Origin of the sequence: Maribacter caenipelagi (assembly GCF_004364175.1) — a bacterium.
GTDB lineage: Bacteria > Bacteroidota > Bacteroidia > Flavobacteriales > Flavobacteriaceae > Maribacter > Maribacter caenipelagi.
The window spans coordinates 1-20,805 of the sequence record NZ_SNZW01000019.1 but is presented as its reverse complement, the minus strand read 5'-3'; the positions used below and the strand labels follow the sequence as shown (position 1 = coordinate 20,805).

Here is a 20,805-nt window from a genome sequence, read left to right as displayed (position 1 = left end):
CTCTTAACTATCATATATACTTAAAGGAAGCCTTGAAATCCATAGCATTTATTATGGGGCAAAATTACATAATTTAATTAGTTTATTCTTTATTTTCAATTCATTAACCCATCAATGACCAACCTAAATGGTTAAAAGGGAATAAAGCACTAGCTATATTGTATCTTTGCCAAAAAAAAGCAATAAAATGTCCCAAAAAGTTACTCCATACAAAGATTCTAATCTGGGGAAAAAAGAACAGGTCACCAAAATGTTCGATACTATCTCTAAAAATTACGACGGTTTAAACCGAGTAATTTCTTTTGGAATAGATATTAAATGGCGTAAAAAAGTTGTTGAAATCTTAAAAAAAGAGCAGCCTAATTCAATTTTGGATATTGCTACAGGCACAGGAGATTTAGCCATTGCTCTTGTTAAAACAGGTGCCAAAAAGATTGTCGGTCTAGACATTTCTCCAGGCATGTTAGCTGTCGGAAAAGAAAAAGTGACCGACAAAAAATTAGACAGTACTATCGAAATGGTTGTTGGCGATAGTGAAAAATTAACGTTCGAAGACAATTCTTTTGATGCTGTAACAGTATCTTTTGGGGTACGAAATTTTGAAACCCTGAATACTGGTATGGCAGAAATTTTACGTGTTTTAAAACCAAATGGAACGCTGGTTGTTTTAGAAACTTCTGTACCTACAAAAACTCCGTACAAACAAGGCTATGGCTTTTACACTAAAAATATTCTTCCGCTAATTGGAAAATTATTCTCGAAAGATGATTCTGCTTATGGCTATTTAAGCGAATCTGCTTCTGTTTTTCCACATGGTGAAAACTTCAACAATATTTTACGCGAAATCGGGTTTATAGATGTAACGAATAAACCTCAAACATTTGGGGTTGCATCAATTTATGTTGCGAAGAAGGCTAATCTATAATTTTAGCATACTTACAATATATATTTGAAGTTTTACCATCGTAAACCAGGATATATGAAGAAGTGGTTTTTTACACCCCTAGCGTTGTTGCTTGCGAACATTGTAAGTGCTCAATTCAACGAAAGTCCCATATTGAATAAACAAAACGAAGACAAGAAGCTCTTAAATTGGGGTTACTTCCTTGGTTTAAATCAATATGACTTTAAAATAGAATACAAAGAAAACGCCCAAGATATTTTGGTAAGCAAAAGTTTTGGTTTTAATGTTGGATTAATTGGAGAAGTACGACTTAACGAATTTTTAGATGTACGTTTTGAACCGGGACTTCACTACGGATCAAGATTAATGGGATTCCCTGGTTTTGATAATGAGCGAGATGCCATTAGAGAAGTAAAATCTACCTACATTAATTTCCCTTTATTACTAAAAGCGAGCACTAGAAGATATGGTAACTTTAAACCGTTTCTTTTAGGCGGTGTATCTACAGGACTCAACCTCGGTAGTAATGAAGAAAGTCTTGACGACAATAGTTCTGGTACCTTTAGAATGAAAAAATGGGTGTACAACTATGAAATTGGTTTCGGTATTGATTTTTACTTAGAGTACTTTAAATTTACACCTTCTATTCGTGGTGTATTTGCCATAACAGATGAATTAATACCCGATAATGACCCTAACAGCCCTTGGACCGGGAATATAGAATCTTTAAAAACTCGTGGAATTTTCATCAACTTTACTTTCGAGTAGCAATTAGCAATTAGCAATTAGCAATTAGCAATTAGCAATTAGCAATTAGCAATTAGCAATTAGCAATTAGCAATTAGCAATTAGCAATTAGCAAAAAAAAAAATTCCAGTTACATCGCTCAACTATTTTCTAATTTCATGTAATAAAATTGCAGTTGCCGAAGCTACGTTTAAACTTTCCGTAGTCACATCTCCAAATTGTGGTATTGCCAATCTATCGGTACAAAGTTTTGCGACAGCTTCAGAAACTCCTTTTCCTTCATTACCCATAATCATTATTCCTTTCTCGGGTAATTTTGAATTATTAACACTTACGCCATCCATAAAAGTACCATACACAGGTAACTTTGTTGTTGACAAAAATGCCTGAAGGTCTGTGTATTGAACATTCACCCTTGTAATCGAACCCATTGTTGCCTGTAATACCTTAGCATTATAGCAATCTACAGTAGTATTAGAACAAACTACATCTTTAACTCCAAACCAATCGCAAAGTCTTATGATAGTTCCTAAATTACCCGGATCTTGAATACCGTCTAACACCAAAATCCAATCAGATAAAATATTTTCTTTTTGTTTCGGTATATGAAATACTCCAAGAAATCCATTTGGGTTCTTTAAACTGCTTATCTGCCCTAACTCTTTATTGGATATTGCACTTACTTGCTCACCATTTACATCTAACCCGCTAGGGTCTATAGCAAATAGTTTATACACTTTCATGTCGGAATTTACTACTTCCTCCACCGTCTTTTTTCCTTCCACAACAAATAGTCCATGCTCATTTCGGCACTTTTTTTGCTGTAGACTTTTGATAAGTTTCAATTCACTTTTGACAACCATTCAAATAATGTATTTTTGATTTCTATGAGGATGGCACTTTGCTCCAAAAACAACATGGCTAAATTAAGCTTATTATCCCTACTGGCAATAGTCTTGCTATCGTGCAACTCTTTAAAAAAAGTTGAAGACGATGAGTATTTGGTAATTAAAAACGCCATTTACGCCGATTCGATCAAAGTAAACAATGAAGAATTAGAAAGTCTTATCTACCAAAAATCTAATTCTACTGTATTAGGCTATCCTTTAAGGTTAAATTTATACAATTTAGCTAAAGAGAATACCGACTCATCTTACAATGCGTGGCTATACAGAAAAGAGAACCGAAAAAAAAGACTTGACAACCTTCTTTCTGAAAAACAGGTAGAACGTTTGGGCGAATCATTTTTAGTAAAAGGTCTTAGCAACTGGCTTAAAGATATCGGAGAAGAACCAACCATTTTAGATACTACAAAAACTCGTTTAAGTTTAGCAAAACTTAGTGCTTACTATCAAAGCAAAGGCTATTTCACTAACAACACCTCGTACGAAATTGATAGTGCCAAACGTAAAAAAGCCAAAGTAAATTACCATATTGAACTAGGCGATCCTTATATAATCGATTCGCTGGGAAACAATATATCATCGAAGGCTATAGATTCATTGTACTTTTTAAATTCTGCCCAATCATTAATAGAAGAAGGGCAACAGTTCGACCTTAGCAATTTCAATGGTGAACGTGAAAGATTGACAGGTATTTTTAGAAATAGCGGTATTCGTAATTTTCAAGAAAGCTCTATTACCTTCGATATCTTAAGAGATACTATCAAAGCTGCAGAGGATCAGCAAATGAATATTACCCTAAATATTGGTGATTTAAAAACCAGGGGAGAAAATGAAGTTACCACTTCTGCTTACAAGATAGAAAAGATCAACAAAATAAATATTTACACTGACTACTTATCAACTAACTCTCAAGATTCACTTTACACCATAGACTACCAAGATTACACCATTCATTATTCAAAAAATTTTGACATAAAGCCGAAAACCTTAGCAAATGCAATCTTTTTCAAAAAAGACAGTATTTATAGAGATGTAGATAAAATTAGAACCTCTAGACAGCTAAATGCGCTTAACGTGTTTAAATATCCAAATATAATTTTTAAAGCAGATTCAATTGGCAACAAAGTAAACACCAATATTTACCTGGCTCCAAAAACAAAGTATTCCCTTGGTACCAATTTTGAAGTGAGCCGTTCCAACTTACGTAGATTAGGCGTTGGTTTGGGTACTACCCTACTTATAAGAAACATTTTCAAAGGTGCCGAAAACTTGAGTATTTCTGCAAATGGATCTTACGGACTTCTAAGCAGTAACACTTTTGAAGCCAATTACTTTTCAGAATTTGGTGGCGATATTACAATAGATTTCCCTAGAATATGGTTTCCGTTTATTAACACTTCTAGAATTATACCGAACTATACCCTACCAAAAACAAGAATTGCAATCGGAACCAATTTTCAGAACAATATCGGTTTGGACAAACAAACACTTAATGCAGTTTTTGGCTATAATTGGGTGCCTAGCGATTTCGTAAATCATGATGTTGAATTACTAAATATTCAATTTGTCAGAAATGTAAATAGCAATAGATTTTATAATGTATACACAAATACTTATGAACTGCTAGATGATATTGCCGACTCTTATGAAGATACTAACCTATACCCAGAATTAGCAGAATATTTTGAAACGGGAGATAGTGACACTGAATTAAATTTAATAATTCCGTCTGGCACCACTGGCTTTACAGATGCTATTATAAATCGTGACGTGAGTGCTACTAAAAATGATTTTGATGATGTAAGCTCTATAGAAGAAAGAAGAATAAGACTGACCGAGAACAATCTAATTTTCGCATCTAATTACACCTTTAACAAAACCAATAGAACCGGACCTACTGATAATTCGTTTTATCAATTCCGCTGGAAGATTGAAGGCGCAGGTAATGTTCTATCTGCTTTTTCAACAATTATTCCTTTTAATAAAAATGATGACGACCAACTTTTGGTTTTTGGCGTACCATTTTCTCAGTATATAAAGAATGAATTTGAATATGTAAAGTATTGGGATCTATCTCGCTCTAACGTTTTAGCGGCAAGAGCATTTTTCGGAATTGCCATCCCCTACGGAAATTCTGACAACATACCTTTTGTTCGTAGTTATTTTGGCGGTGGTTCAAATGACAACCGCGCATGGTTTCCTTATTCATTAGGCCCAGGTAGTGTTTCTGCAGTAAATGATTTTAATGAAGCAAACTTAAAACTGGCATTAAATCTTGAATATAGATTTCCTGTTGCAGGTGATATTAACGGAGCTATTTTCGCAGATGCAGGCAACATTTGGAATGTTCTAGATAATGTTGAAGACCCCGACGCTACCTTTGACGGCTTAGGATCTTTAAAGGATATTGCTTTAGGTACGGGTATAGGGTTACGATACGATTTCACCTATTTTCTATTTCGATTAGATTTGGGCTTCAAAACCTATAATCCTGCTGAGATTCAGTCTAAAAGATGGTTTAGAGATTACAATTTTGCGAATTCCGTATTGCAAATAGGCATCAACTATCCCTTTTAAATATAATTGTTTTATTACTTTTGTTTTTCATTTTTTTTAGAAACAAACAACAACATAATTATGGCTCACAATATCAAACCGGGAGTTGCAACCGGAGATGAAGTTCAAGAAATCTTCAACTACGCAAAAGAAAAAGGATTTGCATTACCTGCAGTAAACGTTATCGGTTCAGATACTATTAACGGTGTTTTAGAGACAGCTGCAAGTTTAAATGCACCTGTTATTATTCAATTTTCTAATGGTGGAGCTCAGTTCAATGCCGGTAAAGGTCTTTCTAATGATGGGCAAAAAGCAGCTATTTTAGGTGCGGTTGCAGGAGCTAAACATGTTCACCAATTAGCAGAAGCTTACGGTGCTACAGTTATTCTTCATACCGATCACTGTGCAAAAAAATTATTACCTTGGATCGATGGCCTTTTAGATGCTAGTGAAAAACATTTCGCCGAAACTGGCAAATCTTTATTCAGCTCTCATATGATCGATCTTTCTGAAGAGCCTTTAGAAGAGAACATCGAAATCTGCAAAGGATACTTAGAGCGCATGAGCAAAATGAACATGACGCTAGAAATCGAATTGGGTATTACTGGTGGCGAAGAAGATGGTGTTGACAATTCTGATGTAGATGATTCTAAGTTATACACACAACCAGAAGAAGTAGCATATGCTTACGAAGAGCTTTCTAAAGTAAGTCCTAAATTCACTATAGCTGCAGCTTTTGGTAACGTACATGGAGTTTACAAGCCGGGTAACGTTAAATTGACCCCGAAAATTCTTAAAAACTCTCAAGAGTATATTTCTGAAAAATATGGTGTTGAGCACAACCACATAGATTTTGTATTTCATGGTGGATCTGGATCTACAGTTGAAGAAATTAGAGAAGGTATTAGCTATGGAGTTATAAAAATGAATATCGATACAGATTTACAATATGCTTTCTTGGCAGGAGTTCGTGACTATATTCAAGACAATAAAGACTACCTACAAGCACAAATAGGTAACCCTAAAGGTGCTGACGAGCCTAACAAGAAATTTTACGATCCAAGAGTTTGGTTGAGAAAAGGGGAGACTGCTTTCATAGAGCGTTTGAAAAAAGCCTTTGAAGATTTGAACAACGTAAATACACTATAATCTTACAGGATAACCAAAAAATGGATGATATGACGGCTTGGTTTAAAAGAAAAGAAAAAGGGATTCAAACCTCTACCGAAGAAAAAAAAGACACACCAAAAGGTCTGTGGTACAAATCGCCAACAGGTAAAATAGTTGAGTCTGATGATCTTGCAAAGAACTTTTATGTAAGCCCGGAAGATGATTATCACGTAAGAATCGGTAGTAAGGAGTATTTTGAAATTTTGTTCGACAACAATAAGTTTACTGAACTTGATGCAAATTTAACTTCTAAAGATCCTTTGAAATTCGAGGATACCAAGAAATATAGTGAGCGTTTAAAAGCGGCACAGAAAAAAACCGGACTCAAAGATGCTGTAAGAACAGGATACGGAAAGTCCTTTGGTAAAGACATCGTAATCTGTTGTATGGATTTTAAATTCATCGGTGGTTCTATGGGTAGTGTCGTTGGTGAGAAAATTGCTCGCGGTATTGATTACGCGATTAAAAAGAAAACACCATTTATGATGATTTCTAAATCTGGTGGAGCTCGTATGATGGAGGCAGCGCTTTCATTAATGCAACTCGCAAAAACATCTGCTAAACTAGCGCAGTTATCTGAAGCTGGTTTACCATATATTTCTTTATGTACAGATCCAACAACTGGTGGTACTACCGCATCATATGCCATGCTTGGTGATATTAATATTGCTGAACCAGGTGCATTGATAGGTTTTGCCGGTCCGAGAATTGTAAAAGATACTACTGGTAAAGATTTACCTGAAGGTTTTCAGTCATCTGAGTTTTTACTGGAACACGGCTTTTTAGATTTCATTTCTCATAGAAGAGATTTAAAGAAAAAAGTGAACTTATATATTGACCTAATACAGAACAACCCTGTAAGATCAGAAAAGGCAACAGCTTGAAACAATTAGTATGTACCATACTATCGTTTTGGTTTTTATGCTGTTCTACAGATAAAGAAGAAATGCTCGTCGATGAATCAGATTCGACGAGCATTTTTGATTTTAATGCACAAGTTACCGAGGTAAGTATATCTGGTGAATCAAATGCGTATACTATTAGCACCACAATTTCTAGTCCCGATACAGGTTGTGACCAATATGCAGATTGGTGGGAAATTATAGATTTAGAAGGAAATCTCATTTATAGAAGAATTCTAACTCATAGTCATGTAGACGAACAACCATTTACAAGGTCTAGCTCTAATATTCTTCTTGAACATGACGACCAAGTTTATATTCGCGTTCACATGAACAACTCAGGTTATACATCCGCAGTGCAAAAAGGGTCAATCGCCAATGGATTTTCTGCTGATGAATTAAGCACTGATTTTGCTGAAAATTTAGAAAAAGTAGTACCGTTACCTAATGGTTGTGCTTTTTGATTTAAATTATAAGAATATCAATTAAACATTTCAAAAAAAATCATACCTTTGCGCCCTGGTTGAAAATCAATCATGTACATAAAAATCATTTAAATTAATATTGGAATGTATTTAACAAAAGAAGTAAAAGCCGAAATTTTCAAGAAACACGGCGGTAAAGCAGAGAACACTGGTTCTACAGAAGGACAGATCGCTTTATTCACACACCGAATCAATCACTTGACCGGTCACTTGAAAAGAAATCATAAAGACTATAACACTGAGCGTTCACTTGTGAAGCTAGTAGGTAAAAGAAGAAGTCTTCTTGATTACATGATCAAAAATGATATTGTAAAATACAGAGAGCTAATTAAAGAGCTAGGTATTAGAAAATAATATTGCAAAAAGGGGATAGCTTGCTATCCCCTTTTTTAATACTCCTGCCTTAGGAGGTTAAGCCAAACATATTGGCAAAGGCGAACAAAAAGCTACACACGGTTTTTCATTGGTCAACACAACAACACAACAACTCCGACCAGAGAATTTCAGTCGGAAAGACCATTGTTTAACAAATTTGCATTGCGCAAATTTTAATCGAATTTTATGATTCCAAAAGTATTTAAAGAGGTCATAGACCTTGGTGACGGTAGAGAAATTTCTATCGAAACAGGAAAATTGGCAAAACAGGCACACGGCTCTGTTGTTGTTCAATCAGGAAAATGTATGTTATTATGTACAGTTGTTTCCAACTACAAACAAAGTGATGTGGACTTTCTTCCACTTACGGTAGATTACCGTGAAAAATTTGCTGCTGCCGGTCGTTACCCAGGTGGTTTCTTCAAAAGAGAAGCAAGACCAAGTGATGGTGAAGTTTTAACCATGCGTTTAGTGGATCGTGTATTACGTCCATTATTCCCAAAAGATTATCACTCTGAAACTCAGGTGATGATTCAATTAATGTCTCATGATGATGATGTTATGCCAGATGCAATGGCAGGTTTAGCTGCTTCCGCTGCTATTCAATTGTCAGATTTCCCATTCGAATGCCCAATTTCAGAAGCTAGAGTTGCCCGTGTAAATGGTGAATTCGTTATTAACCCAACTCGCGCTCAATTAGCAGAGTCTGACATCGATATGATGATTGGTGCTTCAGCTGATTCAGTAATGATGGTTGAAGGTGAAATGGATGAAATTTCTGAAGAAGAAATGACAGAAGCTATCAAATTTGCTCATGAAGCAATTAAAGTACAATGTGCTGCTCAAGTTGCATTGGCCGAAGCTTTTGGCAAAAAAGAAGTTCGTGAGTACCAAGGTGAAAGAGAAGAGGCTGATTTAGCTAAGAAAATTCACGAAATGGCTTACGATAAAGTATATGCTATTGCTCAAGCAGGTTCTGCAAAGCACGAGCGTAGTGCTGCATTTGGAGAAATTAAAGAAGAAATCATAGCATCTTTTTCTGAAGAAGAGCAAGCTGATTTTGGTGCGTTAATTTCTAAATATTACAACAAAGCTGAAAAAGCAGCTGTACGTGATTTAACATTGAACGAAGGTTTACGCTTAGATGGTCGTAAGACTGATGAAATTAGACCAATTTGGTGTGAGGTTGATTATTTACCTTCTACTCATGGTTCTGCAATCTTTACTCGTGGAGAAACTCAAGCTTTAGCCACAGTAACTCTAGGTACATCTAGAGATGCAAACAAAATAGATATGCCATCTTACGAAGGCGAAGAGAATTTCTATTTACATTACAACTTCCCTCCTTTCTGTACAGGTGAAGCTAGACCAATTCGTGGAACATCTCGTAGAGAAGTTGGTCATGGTAACTTAGCTCAACGTGCCTTAAAAGGTATGATTCCTGCAGATTGCCCGTATACAGTTCGTGTTGTATCTGAAGTTTTAGAATCTAACGGTTCTTCTTCAATGGCAACAGTTTGTGCCGGTACAATGGCTATGATGGATGCTGGTGTAAAAATGAAGAAACCAGTTTCTGGTATTGCAATGGGATTAATTTCTGATGCTGATTCTGGAAAATATGCTGTATTATCTGATATTTTAGGTGATGAAGATCATTTAGGAGATATGGATTTCAAAGTAACCGGTACTGCCGATGGTATTACTGCTTGCCAAATGGATATTAAAGTAAAAGGATTGTCGTATGAAATTCTTGTAAATGCTTTAAAACAAGCACGTGATGGTCGTTTACATATTTTAGGCAAAATTACCGATACGATTGCTGCTCCTGCTGAAAGCGTTAAAGATCACGCACCTACAATGGTTACGCGTAGAATTCCTAACGAATTCATCGGTGCTTTAATTGGTCCTGGTGGAAAAGTGATTCAAGAGATGCAAAAAGAGACTGAAACTACTATCGTTATAAACGAGGATCCAGTTACCGAAGAAGGTATCGTAGAAATTTTAGGTGTAGGTAACGCAGGTATTGATGCTGTTATGGCAAAAATAGACTCTATCTTATTTAAGCCTGAAGTTGGTAGCGTTTACGAAGTAAAAGTTATTAAAATGCTTGATTTTGGTGCAGTTGTAGAATATATGGATGCTCCAGGTAACGAAGTATTATTACACGTAAGTGAATTAGCTTGGGAACGCACAGAGAATGTAGCTGATGTTGTAAATATGGGCGATGTATTCGATGTTAAGTATTTTGGCTTAGACAAACGTACTCGTAAAGAGAAAGTTTCTCGTAAAGCACTTTTACCAAAACCAGAAGGTTTTGTTGAAAGACCGCCACGTGATGACAAACGTAGAGATGACCGTCGTGGAAACGATCGTAGTCGTGATCGCGATAGAAAACCAAGAAGAGATTAATACTCTTGTAAGTTTATAAAGTTAGCCCCGACATATATGTTGGGGCTTTTTTTATGCATTTCAACAGATTTATGAAGTTTTTTGCCTCCAATTGTAACATTCGCAAGATTTTTACGTATAAGTATATGCAGTCTATGCAAATTGAACTTAATTTATTTTAATGAGACAGCTTAAGATTACAAAACAGGTCACCAATAGAGAGACCGCATCTTTGGACAAGTACTTACAAGAAATTGGAAAAGTGGACTTGATTACCGCTGATGAAGAAGTAGAGTTGGCACAACGTATCAAGGCAGGCGACCAGATCGCTCTTGAAAAACTTACCAAAGCCAACCTCAGATTCGTGGTTTCAGTTGCCAAGCAGTACCAAAACCAAGGCCTTACTTTACCAGATTTGATTAACGAGGGAAACCTTGGTCTAATTAAAGCTGCACAGCGTTTTGACGAAACGCGGGGATTCAAATTTATCTCCTACGCCGTATGGTGGATCCGTCAATCTATATTACAAGCTTTGGCAGAACAATCTCGTATCGTTCGTTTGCCATTGAACAAAATTGGTTCTATCAACAAAATCAACAAGACTTTTGCTTTCTTAGAGCAAGCGCATGAAAGAATGCCTTCTCCTGAAGAAATCGCGAAAGAATTGGATATGACGGTTGATGATGTAAAACAATCATTGAAAAACTCAGGTAGACATGTATCTATGGATGCACCTCTTATCGATGGTGAAGATTCTAACCTTTATGATGTACTTCGTAGTGGTGAGTCTCCAAACCCAGATAGAGAATTATTACATGAGTCTCTTCGTACAGAAATTGAGCGTGCTTTAGAAACATTAACGCCGCGTGAGGCAGATGTTATTCGATTATACTTTGGTCTTGCTAATCAGCATTCTATGACCTTAGAAGAAATTGGTGAAACTTTTGATCTTACAAGAGAAAGAGTTCGTCAAATTAAAGAAAAAGCAATTAGACGTTTAAAGCATACTTCGAGAAGTAAAATACTAAAAACGTATTTGGGTTAAAAAACCTATGCGATAAAGCTATAAAATTACATGTTAATTATTCCTTAAATTGGTAATATTGGCATATTAGTTGTAATTTTAACGGTAACAACAGTTTATCATGACTGTTCGTTTTTTGATTGATGAATAAACTCCGGCTGATTACCGGAGTTTTTTCATTTATAATAGTTTGTAATTTAAAAAGTCAGGTATAGACATACTGTCATATACCCTAAAAAATCTTTCCTTATCTTAGAGTATCAACAATAACCTAATGAAACATATAGTTCTAATTCTAATGAGTTTCACGCTATTTAATTCTTGTAATACAAAAAAGACAATTTCGGATTTCAATAAGTACCCTACTCCAATAAACGAAAACCTTTGGATACAATACACCAAAGATGCTACACTCTTTAAACTTTGGTCTCCAAATGCAGAAGAAGTAATTTTAAGGCTCTATAAAGATGGCCACGACGCTACTGTCTTTTCATCCCATAACCTGACAAAAGAGCTTCAAGGTATTTGGCAAGAAAAAGTAGATGGTGATTTAAATGGTATTTATTATACCTATCAGGTTAAAATTGATAATTTGTGGCTAGATGAAACTCCAGGAATTTATGCCAAAGCTGTTGGAGTAAATGGTAATAGAGCAATGGTCATAGATATGGAAACTACCAACCCCAAGGGTTGGCACGAAGACATATCTCCTACTCTTACTAAATATAACGAAGCTATAATTTATGAACTACATGTTCGTGACATGACAATTCATCCGCAGTCTGGCTCGTCGTTACCTGGCACATACTTAGGGTTGGTAGAAGCTGACACTAAAGGTCCAAATGGAATTACTACAGGTATTGATCATTTAAAAGAATTAGGTATTACACATTTGCATCTTTTACCCACTTTAGACCACTACTCTATTGATGAAACCAATTTAGGTACTCCACAATTTAATTGGGGCTACGACCCTAACAACTATAACGTACCAGAAGGTTCTTTTTCTACCGACCCCTTTAACGCAGGAGTCCGTATTAAAGAGTTTAAGCAAATGATAAAGACTTTTCATGACAATGGTATTGGGGTAATTTTAGATGTAGCATATAACCACACTGGTAAAACAGAAGAATCTAACTTTAATCAAGAAGTACCTGGGTATTATTATCGTTATCGGGAAGACGGTTCTTACTCAGATGCTGCTGCTTGTGGTAACGAAACTGCATCAGAGCGTGCTATGATGCAAAAATTCATGATTGAATCCGTTTTACATTGGACGAGAGAATACCATATAGACGGATTCCGGTTTGATCTCATGGGCATTCATGATATTGAAACCATGAATAAAATCGGTGAAGCTGTTTTAGAAATAAATCCTGATGCACTATTATATGGCGAAGGATGGACTGCTAAAGATTCTCCTCTACCTGAAGAAAAACGCGCCCTCAAAAAGCATATACCGCAACTTGCAAAATTTGCAGCTTTTAGTGATGATCTACGTGACGGACTAAAAGGTTCTGTATTTAAAGATGAAAGTCTGGGTTTTGTTAGTGGCGCTAAACAAACAGAAGAATCTATTAAATTCGGAATTGTAGGTGCTATTCAACATCCTCAAATTAAGTACGACAAAGTAAATTACTCAGATGCACCTTGGACCTTAGAACCATGGCAATCTATCAACTATGTTTCATGCCACGATAATCATACCTTATTTGACAAACTTAAAATATCAAGACCAGATGCAACATTAGAAGAATTGATTGCTATGGATAAATTGGCAAATGCAATTGTATTGACCTCACAAGGAACCCCATTTCTTCATGCTGGATCAGAAATGCTTCGTACTAAAAATGGCGAGCATAATTCTTATAACCTACCTGATAGCATTAACCAACTAAATTGGAAATGGAAAAACAACCACAAAGAGGTTTTCGCTTATTATAAAAATCTAATAAAGTTGAGAAAAGAGCATCCAGCTTTTTATATGGCGACCTCTGATCAAGTAAGAGAACATCTAAAATTTCAAACAACTAACAATAATCTTGTATCCTTTACATTAAAAGGTAATGCAAACGAGGATAGTTGGAAAAACATCTTAGTGGTTTATAATTCATCCAACGAAAAAATAAATTATAAAATTGATGGAGTTTGGCAAAAAGCTGTTTCTGGTAGTACCTTTGACTTTCAAGGGCTGCAAATATTAAAAGACAATATTGAAGTACCACCGTTATCAATGTATGTCGCATTTCAGAAATAATTGTAAGTATATAAAATTCTAATAAATTCATGAGTTCAGATTCTCAACCTAATAATCCGCTTCATGGCATTAAGCTGGCAACAATACTTGAAGAACTTACAGAAAAGTATTCTTGGGAAGACTTGGCTGGTCAAGTTGATATCAATTGCTTTAAAAGTAATCCCTCAATAAAATCAAGCTTAAAATTTTTACGTAGAACTCCGTGGGCACGTGAAAAAGTTGAACATTTATACTTACAATCCTTCAAAAAATAATGAGCCTTAATTTAGTTCTCATAGAACCAGAAATACCGAATAATACAGGTAATATCGGCAGATTAGCCCTTGGTACCGGATCTACATTGCATCTTGTTAAACCATTCGGATTTGAACTAACGGATAAACGTTTAAAAAGAGCGGGACTAGATTACTGGCAACACCTTAATGTCATTATGTATGAGAATGTTCATGAATTCTTTGAGCAACATAAGGACAAAAAAATGGTATTTTTTTCCGCCACTGCTACAAAAAGTCATTGGGAAATAAATTTTGAAAATGATATGTTTCTCGTTTTCGGGAAAGAATCTGTTGGCTTACCAAAAGAATTATTACAGCAAAACATTGAAAATACTGCCAAGATTCCATTATACAGCGAACACATTAGAAGTTTAAACTTAGCCAATGCTGTGGCCATTACTATCTATGAAGGTTTACGGCAAATAAACCTGTAACAATAACTACTATTTTAATAATCGTAGTTGAGTATAGCCCTAAAAACCGCTAACTAATATAGCGGTAGTTAAATTTTAGATGTTCTTATTCTCCCTCGTTAACTAATAGATTCAATCCAGACATACAATTAAAATCTATCGCTAAACAAATTCCAAATTACAGCAGTTCATTTTACCTATATCGTAAAAAACCAAATTGATATTACGATTCTCGCATCCATGAAAAAATACTCAAATAGGTGTAGAAATTAAGTTTAACCAACTTCTCGTTAAAATTTAAAAATCATTTAATTGTAGCGGAATAATTGATTATTTTCAAAGAGAAATTCTTCGATTTCACCAATAAAACTAATCTAACTTCCACCTTATGAATACGATAAAATGCTATCTATTTCTTGCATTTACATTGGTCGCCTTTGGCTCCAGTTTTGCACAAAAAAAATCAAAAACTAATACCGAAACCATAACTCCAGAATTCTACGAGAATTTAGAATGGCGAAATATCGGTCCTATACGTGGCGGCCGTTCTTTAGGGTCTTCAGGCAGTCCAAGTAGGCCCAATGAGTATTATTTTGGAGCAACGGGTGGCGGTCTATGGAAAACTACTGATGGTGGTAATGAATGGGAAGCTGTTACCGATGGTCAAATTACTAGCTCTTCCGTTGGTGCAGTGGCAGTCGCAGAAACCAACCCTGATATTGTATACATTGGTATGGGAGAAGTGCAATTACGCGGCAGTATCACCCAAGGTGACGGAGTTTATAAATCAACCGACGCAGGTAAAACTTGGCAGCATTTAGGCCTTGAAGAAACTCAAGCGGTTTCTAGAATTAGAATTCATCCTACAAATGCTGATATTGTTTATGTAGCAGCATTAGGTCACCCATATGGCGATAACGAACAACGCGGTGTTTTTAAAAGTACCGATGGTGGAAAAACTTGGAAGAAAACATTATATGTTAGCGATAAAGCAGGTGCGGTAGATTTAATTATCGATAGAAATAATCCTAACGTTTTATATGCCAGTACATGGCAAGTTCAAAGAAAAGCATGGAAAATGTGGGGCGGTGGGCCAGATTGTAAACTTTGGAAGTCAACTGATGCTGGTGAAACTTGGACAGATCTTTCAAAAAACCCTGGTATGCCAGAAGGTCCTTTAGGTAAAATCGGAGTGACGGTTTCTCCTGCAGATTCTAATCGCGTTTGGGCAGTTATAGAGGCTAATGAAGGTGGTGTTTTTCGTTCAGACGATGCCGGTAAAACTTGGGAAAGAACAAATGATGAAAGAAAACTGAGACAACGTGCTTTTTACTACTCTAGAATTTATGCCGATCCGCTAAATAAAGACATTGTTTACGGACTAAATGTTGATTTTTGGAAGTCTACCGACGGGGGAAAAACTTTTGACACAAAAATAAAAGTACCGCATGGCGATAATCATGATTTATGGATAGACCCAAATAATTCTGAACGCATGATTTCATCTAATGACGGCGGTGGTGTTGTTAGCATCAATGGTGGTAAAACTTGGACAGAAGAAGATTACACTACTACTCAACTCTACCATGTAATGACAACGAACGACGTACCTTATCATGTTGCCGGTGCACAACAAGACAATAGTACTATTGCCGTACCGAGTGATGGTTGGGAACATATGCAAGCTCGTGGTCAAGGCGATGGCTGGGCTTACGCTGTTGGAGGTGGTGAAAGTGGTTGGATCACGCAACACCCTACAAACTTAGATATTTTTTATGCCGGTAGCCAAGGTGCACTTTTAACTCGTTATGATAGAAGTAACGGGCAATCTAGAGATATTCAAGTGTACCCACGATTTTTCTCTGGTGAGCCAGCTAGTGCCTTACCAGAGCGCTGGCAGTGGACTTTCCCCATTATGTTTGCTCCACAAGATTCAAATGTGATGTACACATGCTCTCAACATGTTTGGAAAACTACAGATGACGGACAGTCATGGGAGAAAATTAGTCCAGATTTAACGTATGCAGACCCATCTACTTTAGGAAAAACCGGTGGAATTATTACTATGGATATGAACGGACCAGAAATTTATGCGACTGTATTTGCCCTCGCACCTTCTAACCATGATATCAATACGATATGGGCCGGATCAGATGATGGTAAAATACATATTACTAGAGATGGTGGTAAAAACTGGGCAGATATTACCCCTAAAGATTTACCTAAATTTTCTAGAGTAAGTATTATTGATGAATCTATTCATAACCCAGGTACGCTTTATGTTGCAGCTAACAGATACCAAGTTGATGACCGACAACCGTATGTTTTTAAAACACATGATTTTGGCAAAACTTGGACCAAGATTATCAACGGTATTGAAGATGGACATTTTGCAAGAGCGGTACGTGAAGATCCCGTTAAAGAAGGGCTGCTATTTTTGGCTACGGAACACGGTGTATATTTCTCTATGAACGACGGTGAGCTATGGCAAAGCCTTCAACTAAAACTGCCAGACACTCCTGTTAGAGATTTAGTTATAAAAGATAATGATGTCGTTTTAGGCACACACGGTAGAGGATTCTGGATTTTAGATGATATTAAACCTATAAGACAGTTTACGCCAGAAATGATAAAGCAAGATGCTGTTCTATTTAAACCCACAGATGCACTAAGAGGTTTAACCAACGCTTCCATTCAATACTATTTAAAAGAACAAAAAGACACCATAACTTTTGAAATTTATGATGGTAAGGATCAATTGATAAACACTTTTACAGGCAGTAAACCAAAATATGAAGTAGACCCTAACATTCCTTATTGGCTAAAAGGCGGGTCTTCAAAGCCTACCACTGCAAAAGGAATAAACACGTTTACCTGGGATATGAGATATACGGGCGCTACCACTTTTGACGGTATGATTATTTGGAGTGCAAGACCTGCAAGAGGACCAAAAGCTCCATTAGGAACTTATAAAGTGAAAATGAAATCTGGCGATTATGAAAAAACATATGCCTTCGAAATAAAAATGGACCCAAATCTTAAGGGTATCACAAAAGAAGATTTAGATGAGCAGTTTGAACTTTCTAATAAAATTATGGGCAAAACTACTGCTGCTAATGAAACGGTAATCAAAATTCGTGAGATTAAAAAGACGCTTAATGATGTAAAAGATGAAATTGATATTACCGATTTAAAAAATACCGTAATGCCTTTTATTAATGAACTATCAGAAGTTGAAGAAGCGCTTTATCAAGTAAAAAACCAATCAGGACAAGACCCTTTGAACTTTCCTATTAAACTCAACAATAGATTAGCTTCGTTGCGCCGCAGTGTTGAATCAGGTGAAGCTAAACCTACCAATGGTGCTTATAAAGTCTTTGAAGAACTCTCGGCAGAACTGGAGATAGAACTGAATAAATTTAATAGGGTAATGCAGAAATATAAAGTAAAAGTAAACCCTTTTCTTTCTAAGAATGATGGTACTGTTATAGATTAAATGGAGTAAAAGCTATATTAAAAACACCTGTTGAACGAATTACAAATCCGTATTTTTGTACTGAACTATTAAGGTTTTATAACATGAAAAAGGCAAGTATAGCACCATCACTTTTGGCAGCTGATTTTGGAAATCTACAACGTGATGTAGAAATGGTCAATGCTAGTGAGGCGGAGTATCATCATATAGATGTAATGGACGGAGTTTTTGTTCCTAACATATCTTACGGTATGCCAGTTGTAAAAGCAATTCACAAGCATGCTAGAAAACCTTTAGATGTTCATTTAATGATTGTAAATCCTGATAGATATCTTGAAGAATTTTCAAATCTTGGAGCTCATATATTGACGGTGCATTATGAGGCGTGTACGCACCTACATAGAACTATACAAGCTATAAAGGCATTGGGAATGAAAGCTGGTGTTGCATTGAATCCACATACAAATGTTTTGCTTTTAGAAGATATCATTCAAGAAATTGATCTAGTATTAATTATGAGCGTAAATCCTGGCTTTGGCGGACAATCATTTATAGAAAATACGTATGATAAAATAAAAGCAACTAAAGCTTTGATTACAAGAAAAAAATCATCTGCTCTTATTGAAGTCGATGGCGGAGTAACCACTTCCAATTCAAAAAAATTGGTTGAAGTAGGTGCAGATATTTTAGTTGCCGGTAGTTTTGTATTTAAAAGCACCGATCCAATTAAAACTATAAAAGAATTAAAAGGATGAAAACTGAATTTGATATGATCATCATTGGTGGTGGACCAATAGGAATTGCTTGCGGTTTAAAAGCAAAGAAAAACGGACTCAGTTACCTTATTTTAGAAAAAGGTCCTATTGTAAACTCTTTGTTTCACTACCCAAGTAACATGCAGTTTTTCTCTTCATCTGAAAAACTAGAAATAGACGAAATTCCATTTATTAGTAATGAAGCTAAACCTAAACGAGATGAAGCTTTAGAATACTACAGACGAATTGTAACCTCTAATAAATTGAATATTAATCTATTTGAAAAAGTAGAAAATGTTCAAAAAAATGAAAATGTATTTACAATAGCTTCAGATAAGAGAGACTATACTTCTAAACAAGTTGTCGTCGCAACTGGTTTTTATGACATCCCTAATTTATTGAATGTACCTGGGGAAAAATTAGAAAAAGTAGTGCACTATTATGATAACCCACATTATTATTCTGGTCAAAAAGTTGCGATAATTGGAGCCAGTAATTCAGCAATTGACGCTGCACTTGAATGTTGGCGAAAAGGTGCAGAGGTTTGTTTGATTATTCGTGGATCAGAAGTTGGTCAACGAGTTAAGTACTGGGTGCGACCAGATATTATAAATAGAATTGAAGAAGGTAGTATTAAAGCTTATTACAACTCAACCATAAAATCAATTACAAAAAATCAAATCAATTTAACTACACCAAATGGTGATGTAGTAATTGAAAATGATTTCGTTTTAGCATTAACAGGATATAAACCTAATTTTAATTTTTTAGAAAAACTAGGTGTTAATATAAGTGATGACGCCAGGAAATTACCCGAATATAATCCTGATACTATGGAGACCAATGTTGAAGGTCTTTATTTAGCAGGTGTAATTTGTGGAGGAATGGAAACACACAAATGGTTTATAGAAAATTCTAGAATTCACGCAAAAATGATTGTTAAGCATATCGTTTCAAACACGATAACTACATCGTAATTCACTGATATCATGTTATTAAAAGTTCTAACAACAATAGACACTTTTTAAAAACGTTATACTTACTTAACAACAAAACCAAAACATATGATTTTCTTCGGTACCGGATCAGCCAACCTTGACTCCGTAAAAACAAAAAATATTACTTGTCAACATTGCAACAATCAAGATACTATATACATCAATATTTACAGAAGGCATGCACACGTTTTTTGGATTCCTATATTTCCATTAGGAAAAGGTGGTAGTTCTTATTGCACCCATTGTAAAGAGACCTTATCACCGAAACAAATGCCAGAGGCACTTAAAATTCAATATAAAAACATTAAAGGAGAAGCGAAAGGACCCTTATGGCAATTTTCAGGACTTTTAGTATTAGCACTTTTAATAGGCTTTGCAATATATTCTGGTGGCAAAGACAAAGAAAATACACAGCTATATTTATCAGCTCCGGTAGTAGGTGACATATACGAATACAAAGCTGATAATGGCAGTTATTCTACCATGAGACTTGAAAAAGTAACTTCTGACAGTTTATACCTTTCTCTAAACGATTATGAAATATCAAAAAAATCTAGACTATATAAGATTGATAAAGATGAGAATTATTCTGAAGTAACTTATGGGTATTCAAAGAATGAAATTTCTCAAATGCAAAAAGAAGGTGTTATTTTCGATATTAATAGAGATTAATAATCAGCATTCAAAACAAACGAAAACCTGAGAAGCAAACTTCTCAGGTTTTTTTTATATACAGTACTGTAAGTTCAAATTATCTGTGTTTACTTTTAAAATTGTCTATTCAAAGATATGGTATCAGTCATTCTTTTATATAACGTGGTTACATAAGACACTTAAGGAATAATTCATATCTCGAAATATCAGATTAACTTTCATTTACAACTTCTCTTTCAAATTAACGATTAGCTAAGTTTGATTATATGAAGATTATACTCGAATAGAAGTTAAATCCTTATTGACACTATTAACCATCCCAATAGACTTTATCAATATAACTTAATTATAGTAGTAGTAGTAGTAGTAGTAATGTTGCCATACCCTTTTATAACGGGATTATTCGGTATAGTATAGTTGGCTTTATGGTATAAAAAAAGCCCCTTACATTTCTGTAAAGGGCTTTCGAAAAAGGCGGCTACCTACTCTCCCACTTGGTATAGCAGTACCATCGGCGCAAAC

At 35.5% G+C, this 20,805-nt stretch carries 17 protein-coding genes; 16 read left to right on the top strand and 1 reads right to left on the bottom strand.

All coding sequences use genetic code 11. The annotated features are described in order from the left end of the window. Positions 1-187 precede the first annotated feature (187 nt). Together ubiE and porT are read left to right on the top strand one after the other, a co-directional pair. Positions 188-925, top strand: a complete 738-nt coding sequence (gene ubiE, locus DFQ03_RS17305) for a bifunctional demethylmenaquinone methyltransferase/2-methoxy-6-polyprenyl-1,4-benzoquinol methylase UbiE (protein WP_133674499.1) — start codon at positions 188-190, stop codon at positions 923-925. 54 nt (positions 926-979) lie between these two features. Next, on the top strand, positions 980-1,672 hold the full coding sequence (porT, locus tag DFQ03_RS17300) for a type IX secretion/gliding motility protein PorT/SprT (protein ID WP_133674498.1): 693 nt from the start codon (positions 980-982) through the stop codon (positions 1,670-1,672). Between the two features lie 122 nt (positions 1,673-1,794). Here porT and DFQ03_RS17295 read toward each other — a convergent pair whose 3' ends face one another. Then, positions 1,795-2,514, bottom strand: coding sequence for a TrmH family RNA methyltransferase (locus tag DFQ03_RS17295; RefSeq protein ID WP_133674497.1), 720 nt, complete (start codon positions 2,512-2,514; stop codon positions 1,795-1,797). A 54-nt stretch (positions 2,515-2,568) separates the two neighbouring features. On the opposite strand from DFQ03_RS17295, the gene tamL reads away from it, so the two are divergent. The 14 genes from tamL to DFQ03_RS17225 all read left to right on the top strand — a co-directional run bounded on the left by tamL (position 2,569) and on the right by DFQ03_RS17225 (position 20,301). Beyond that, the gene (gene tamL, locus DFQ03_RS17290; protein ID WP_243834533.1) at positions 2,569-5,133 is read left to right on the top strand and encodes a translocation and assembly module lipoprotein TamL; all 2,565 of its coding nucleotides are present in this window, start codon (positions 2,569-2,571) and stop codon (positions 5,131-5,133) included. A 60-nt stretch (positions 5,134-5,193) separates the two neighbouring features. Beyond that, positions 5,194-6,261, top strand: a complete 1,068-nt coding sequence (gene fbaA / locus DFQ03_RS17285) for a class II fructose-bisphosphate aldolase (RefSeq protein WP_133674496.1) — start codon at positions 5,194-5,196, stop codon at positions 6,259-6,261. A 29-nt stretch (positions 6,262-6,290) separates the two neighbouring features. Further along, the gene (accD, locus tag DFQ03_RS17280; RefSeq protein ID WP_133674617.1) at positions 6,291-7,166 is read left to right on the top strand and encodes an acetyl-CoA carboxylase, carboxyltransferase subunit beta; all 876 of its coding nucleotides are present in this window, start codon (positions 6,291-6,293) and stop codon (positions 7,164-7,166) included. Beyond that, positions 7,163-7,648: a hypothetical protein gene (locus DFQ03_RS17275; RefSeq protein ID WP_133674495.1), complete on the top strand. Its 486-nt coding sequence runs from the start codon at positions 7,163-7,165 to the stop codon at positions 7,646-7,648. The genes accD and DFQ03_RS17275 overlap by 4 nt, the downstream gene beginning before the upstream one ends. 105 nt (positions 7,649-7,753) lie before the next feature. Then, positions 7,754-8,023 (top strand): 30S ribosomal protein S15, encoded by a 270-nt coding sequence (rpsO, locus tag DFQ03_RS17270; protein ID WP_038235085.1) that lies wholly within the window; start codon positions 7,754-7,756, stop codon positions 8,021-8,023. A 207-nt stretch (positions 8,024-8,230) separates the two neighbouring features. Then, positions 8,231-10,453 (top strand): polyribonucleotide nucleotidyltransferase, encoded by a 2,223-nt coding sequence (locus DFQ03_RS17265; RefSeq protein WP_133674494.1) that lies wholly within the window; start codon positions 8,231-8,233, stop codon positions 10,451-10,453. A 160-nt stretch (positions 10,454-10,613) separates the two neighbouring features. Beyond that, on the top strand, positions 10,614-11,477 hold the full coding sequence (locus DFQ03_RS17260; RefSeq protein ID WP_036156158.1) for a sigma-70 family RNA polymerase sigma factor: 864 nt from the start codon (positions 10,614-10,616) through the stop codon (positions 11,475-11,477). A gap of 253 nt (positions 11,478-11,730) precedes the next feature. Next, positions 11,731-13,713 (top strand): type I pullulanase, encoded by a 1,983-nt coding sequence (pulA, locus tag DFQ03_RS17255; protein WP_133674493.1) that lies wholly within the window; start codon positions 11,731-11,733, stop codon positions 13,711-13,713. A 29-nt stretch (positions 13,714-13,742) separates the two neighbouring features. Further along, positions 13,743-13,967, top strand: a complete 225-nt coding sequence (locus tag DFQ03_RS17250; protein WP_073247394.1) for a VF530 family protein — start codon at positions 13,743-13,745, stop codon at positions 13,965-13,967. After that, positions 13,967-14,422, top strand: a complete 456-nt coding sequence (locus tag DFQ03_RS17245; protein ID WP_133674492.1) for a tRNA (cytidine(34)-2'-O)-methyltransferase — start codon at positions 13,967-13,969, stop codon at positions 14,420-14,422. Before DFQ03_RS17250 ends, DFQ03_RS17245 begins: the two co-directional genes overlap by 1 nt. 367 nt (positions 14,423-14,789) lie before the next feature. Then, positions 14,790-17,897: a WD40/YVTN/BNR-like repeat-containing protein gene (locus tag DFQ03_RS17240; RefSeq protein WP_133674491.1), complete on the top strand. Its 3,108-nt coding sequence runs from the start codon at positions 14,790-14,792 to the stop codon at positions 17,895-17,897. A gap of 83 nt (positions 17,898-17,980) precedes the next feature. Further along, positions 17,981-18,631, top strand: a complete 651-nt coding sequence (gene rpe / locus DFQ03_RS17235; protein ID WP_133674490.1) for a ribulose-phosphate 3-epimerase — start codon at positions 17,981-17,983, stop codon at positions 18,629-18,631. Next, entirely contained in the window at positions 18,628-19,608 is a 981-nt protein-coding gene (locus tag DFQ03_RS17230) for a YpdA family putative bacillithiol disulfide reductase (protein ID WP_133674489.1), read from the top strand. Before rpe ends, DFQ03_RS17230 begins: the two co-directional genes overlap by 4 nt. A gap of 87 nt (positions 19,609-19,695) precedes the next feature. Next, the gene (locus DFQ03_RS17225; protein WP_133674488.1) at positions 19,696-20,301 is read left to right on the top strand and encodes a hypothetical protein; all 606 of its coding nucleotides are present in this window, start codon (positions 19,696-19,698) and stop codon (positions 20,299-20,301) included. The last annotated feature ends 504 nt before the right edge of the window (positions 20,302-20,805 follow it).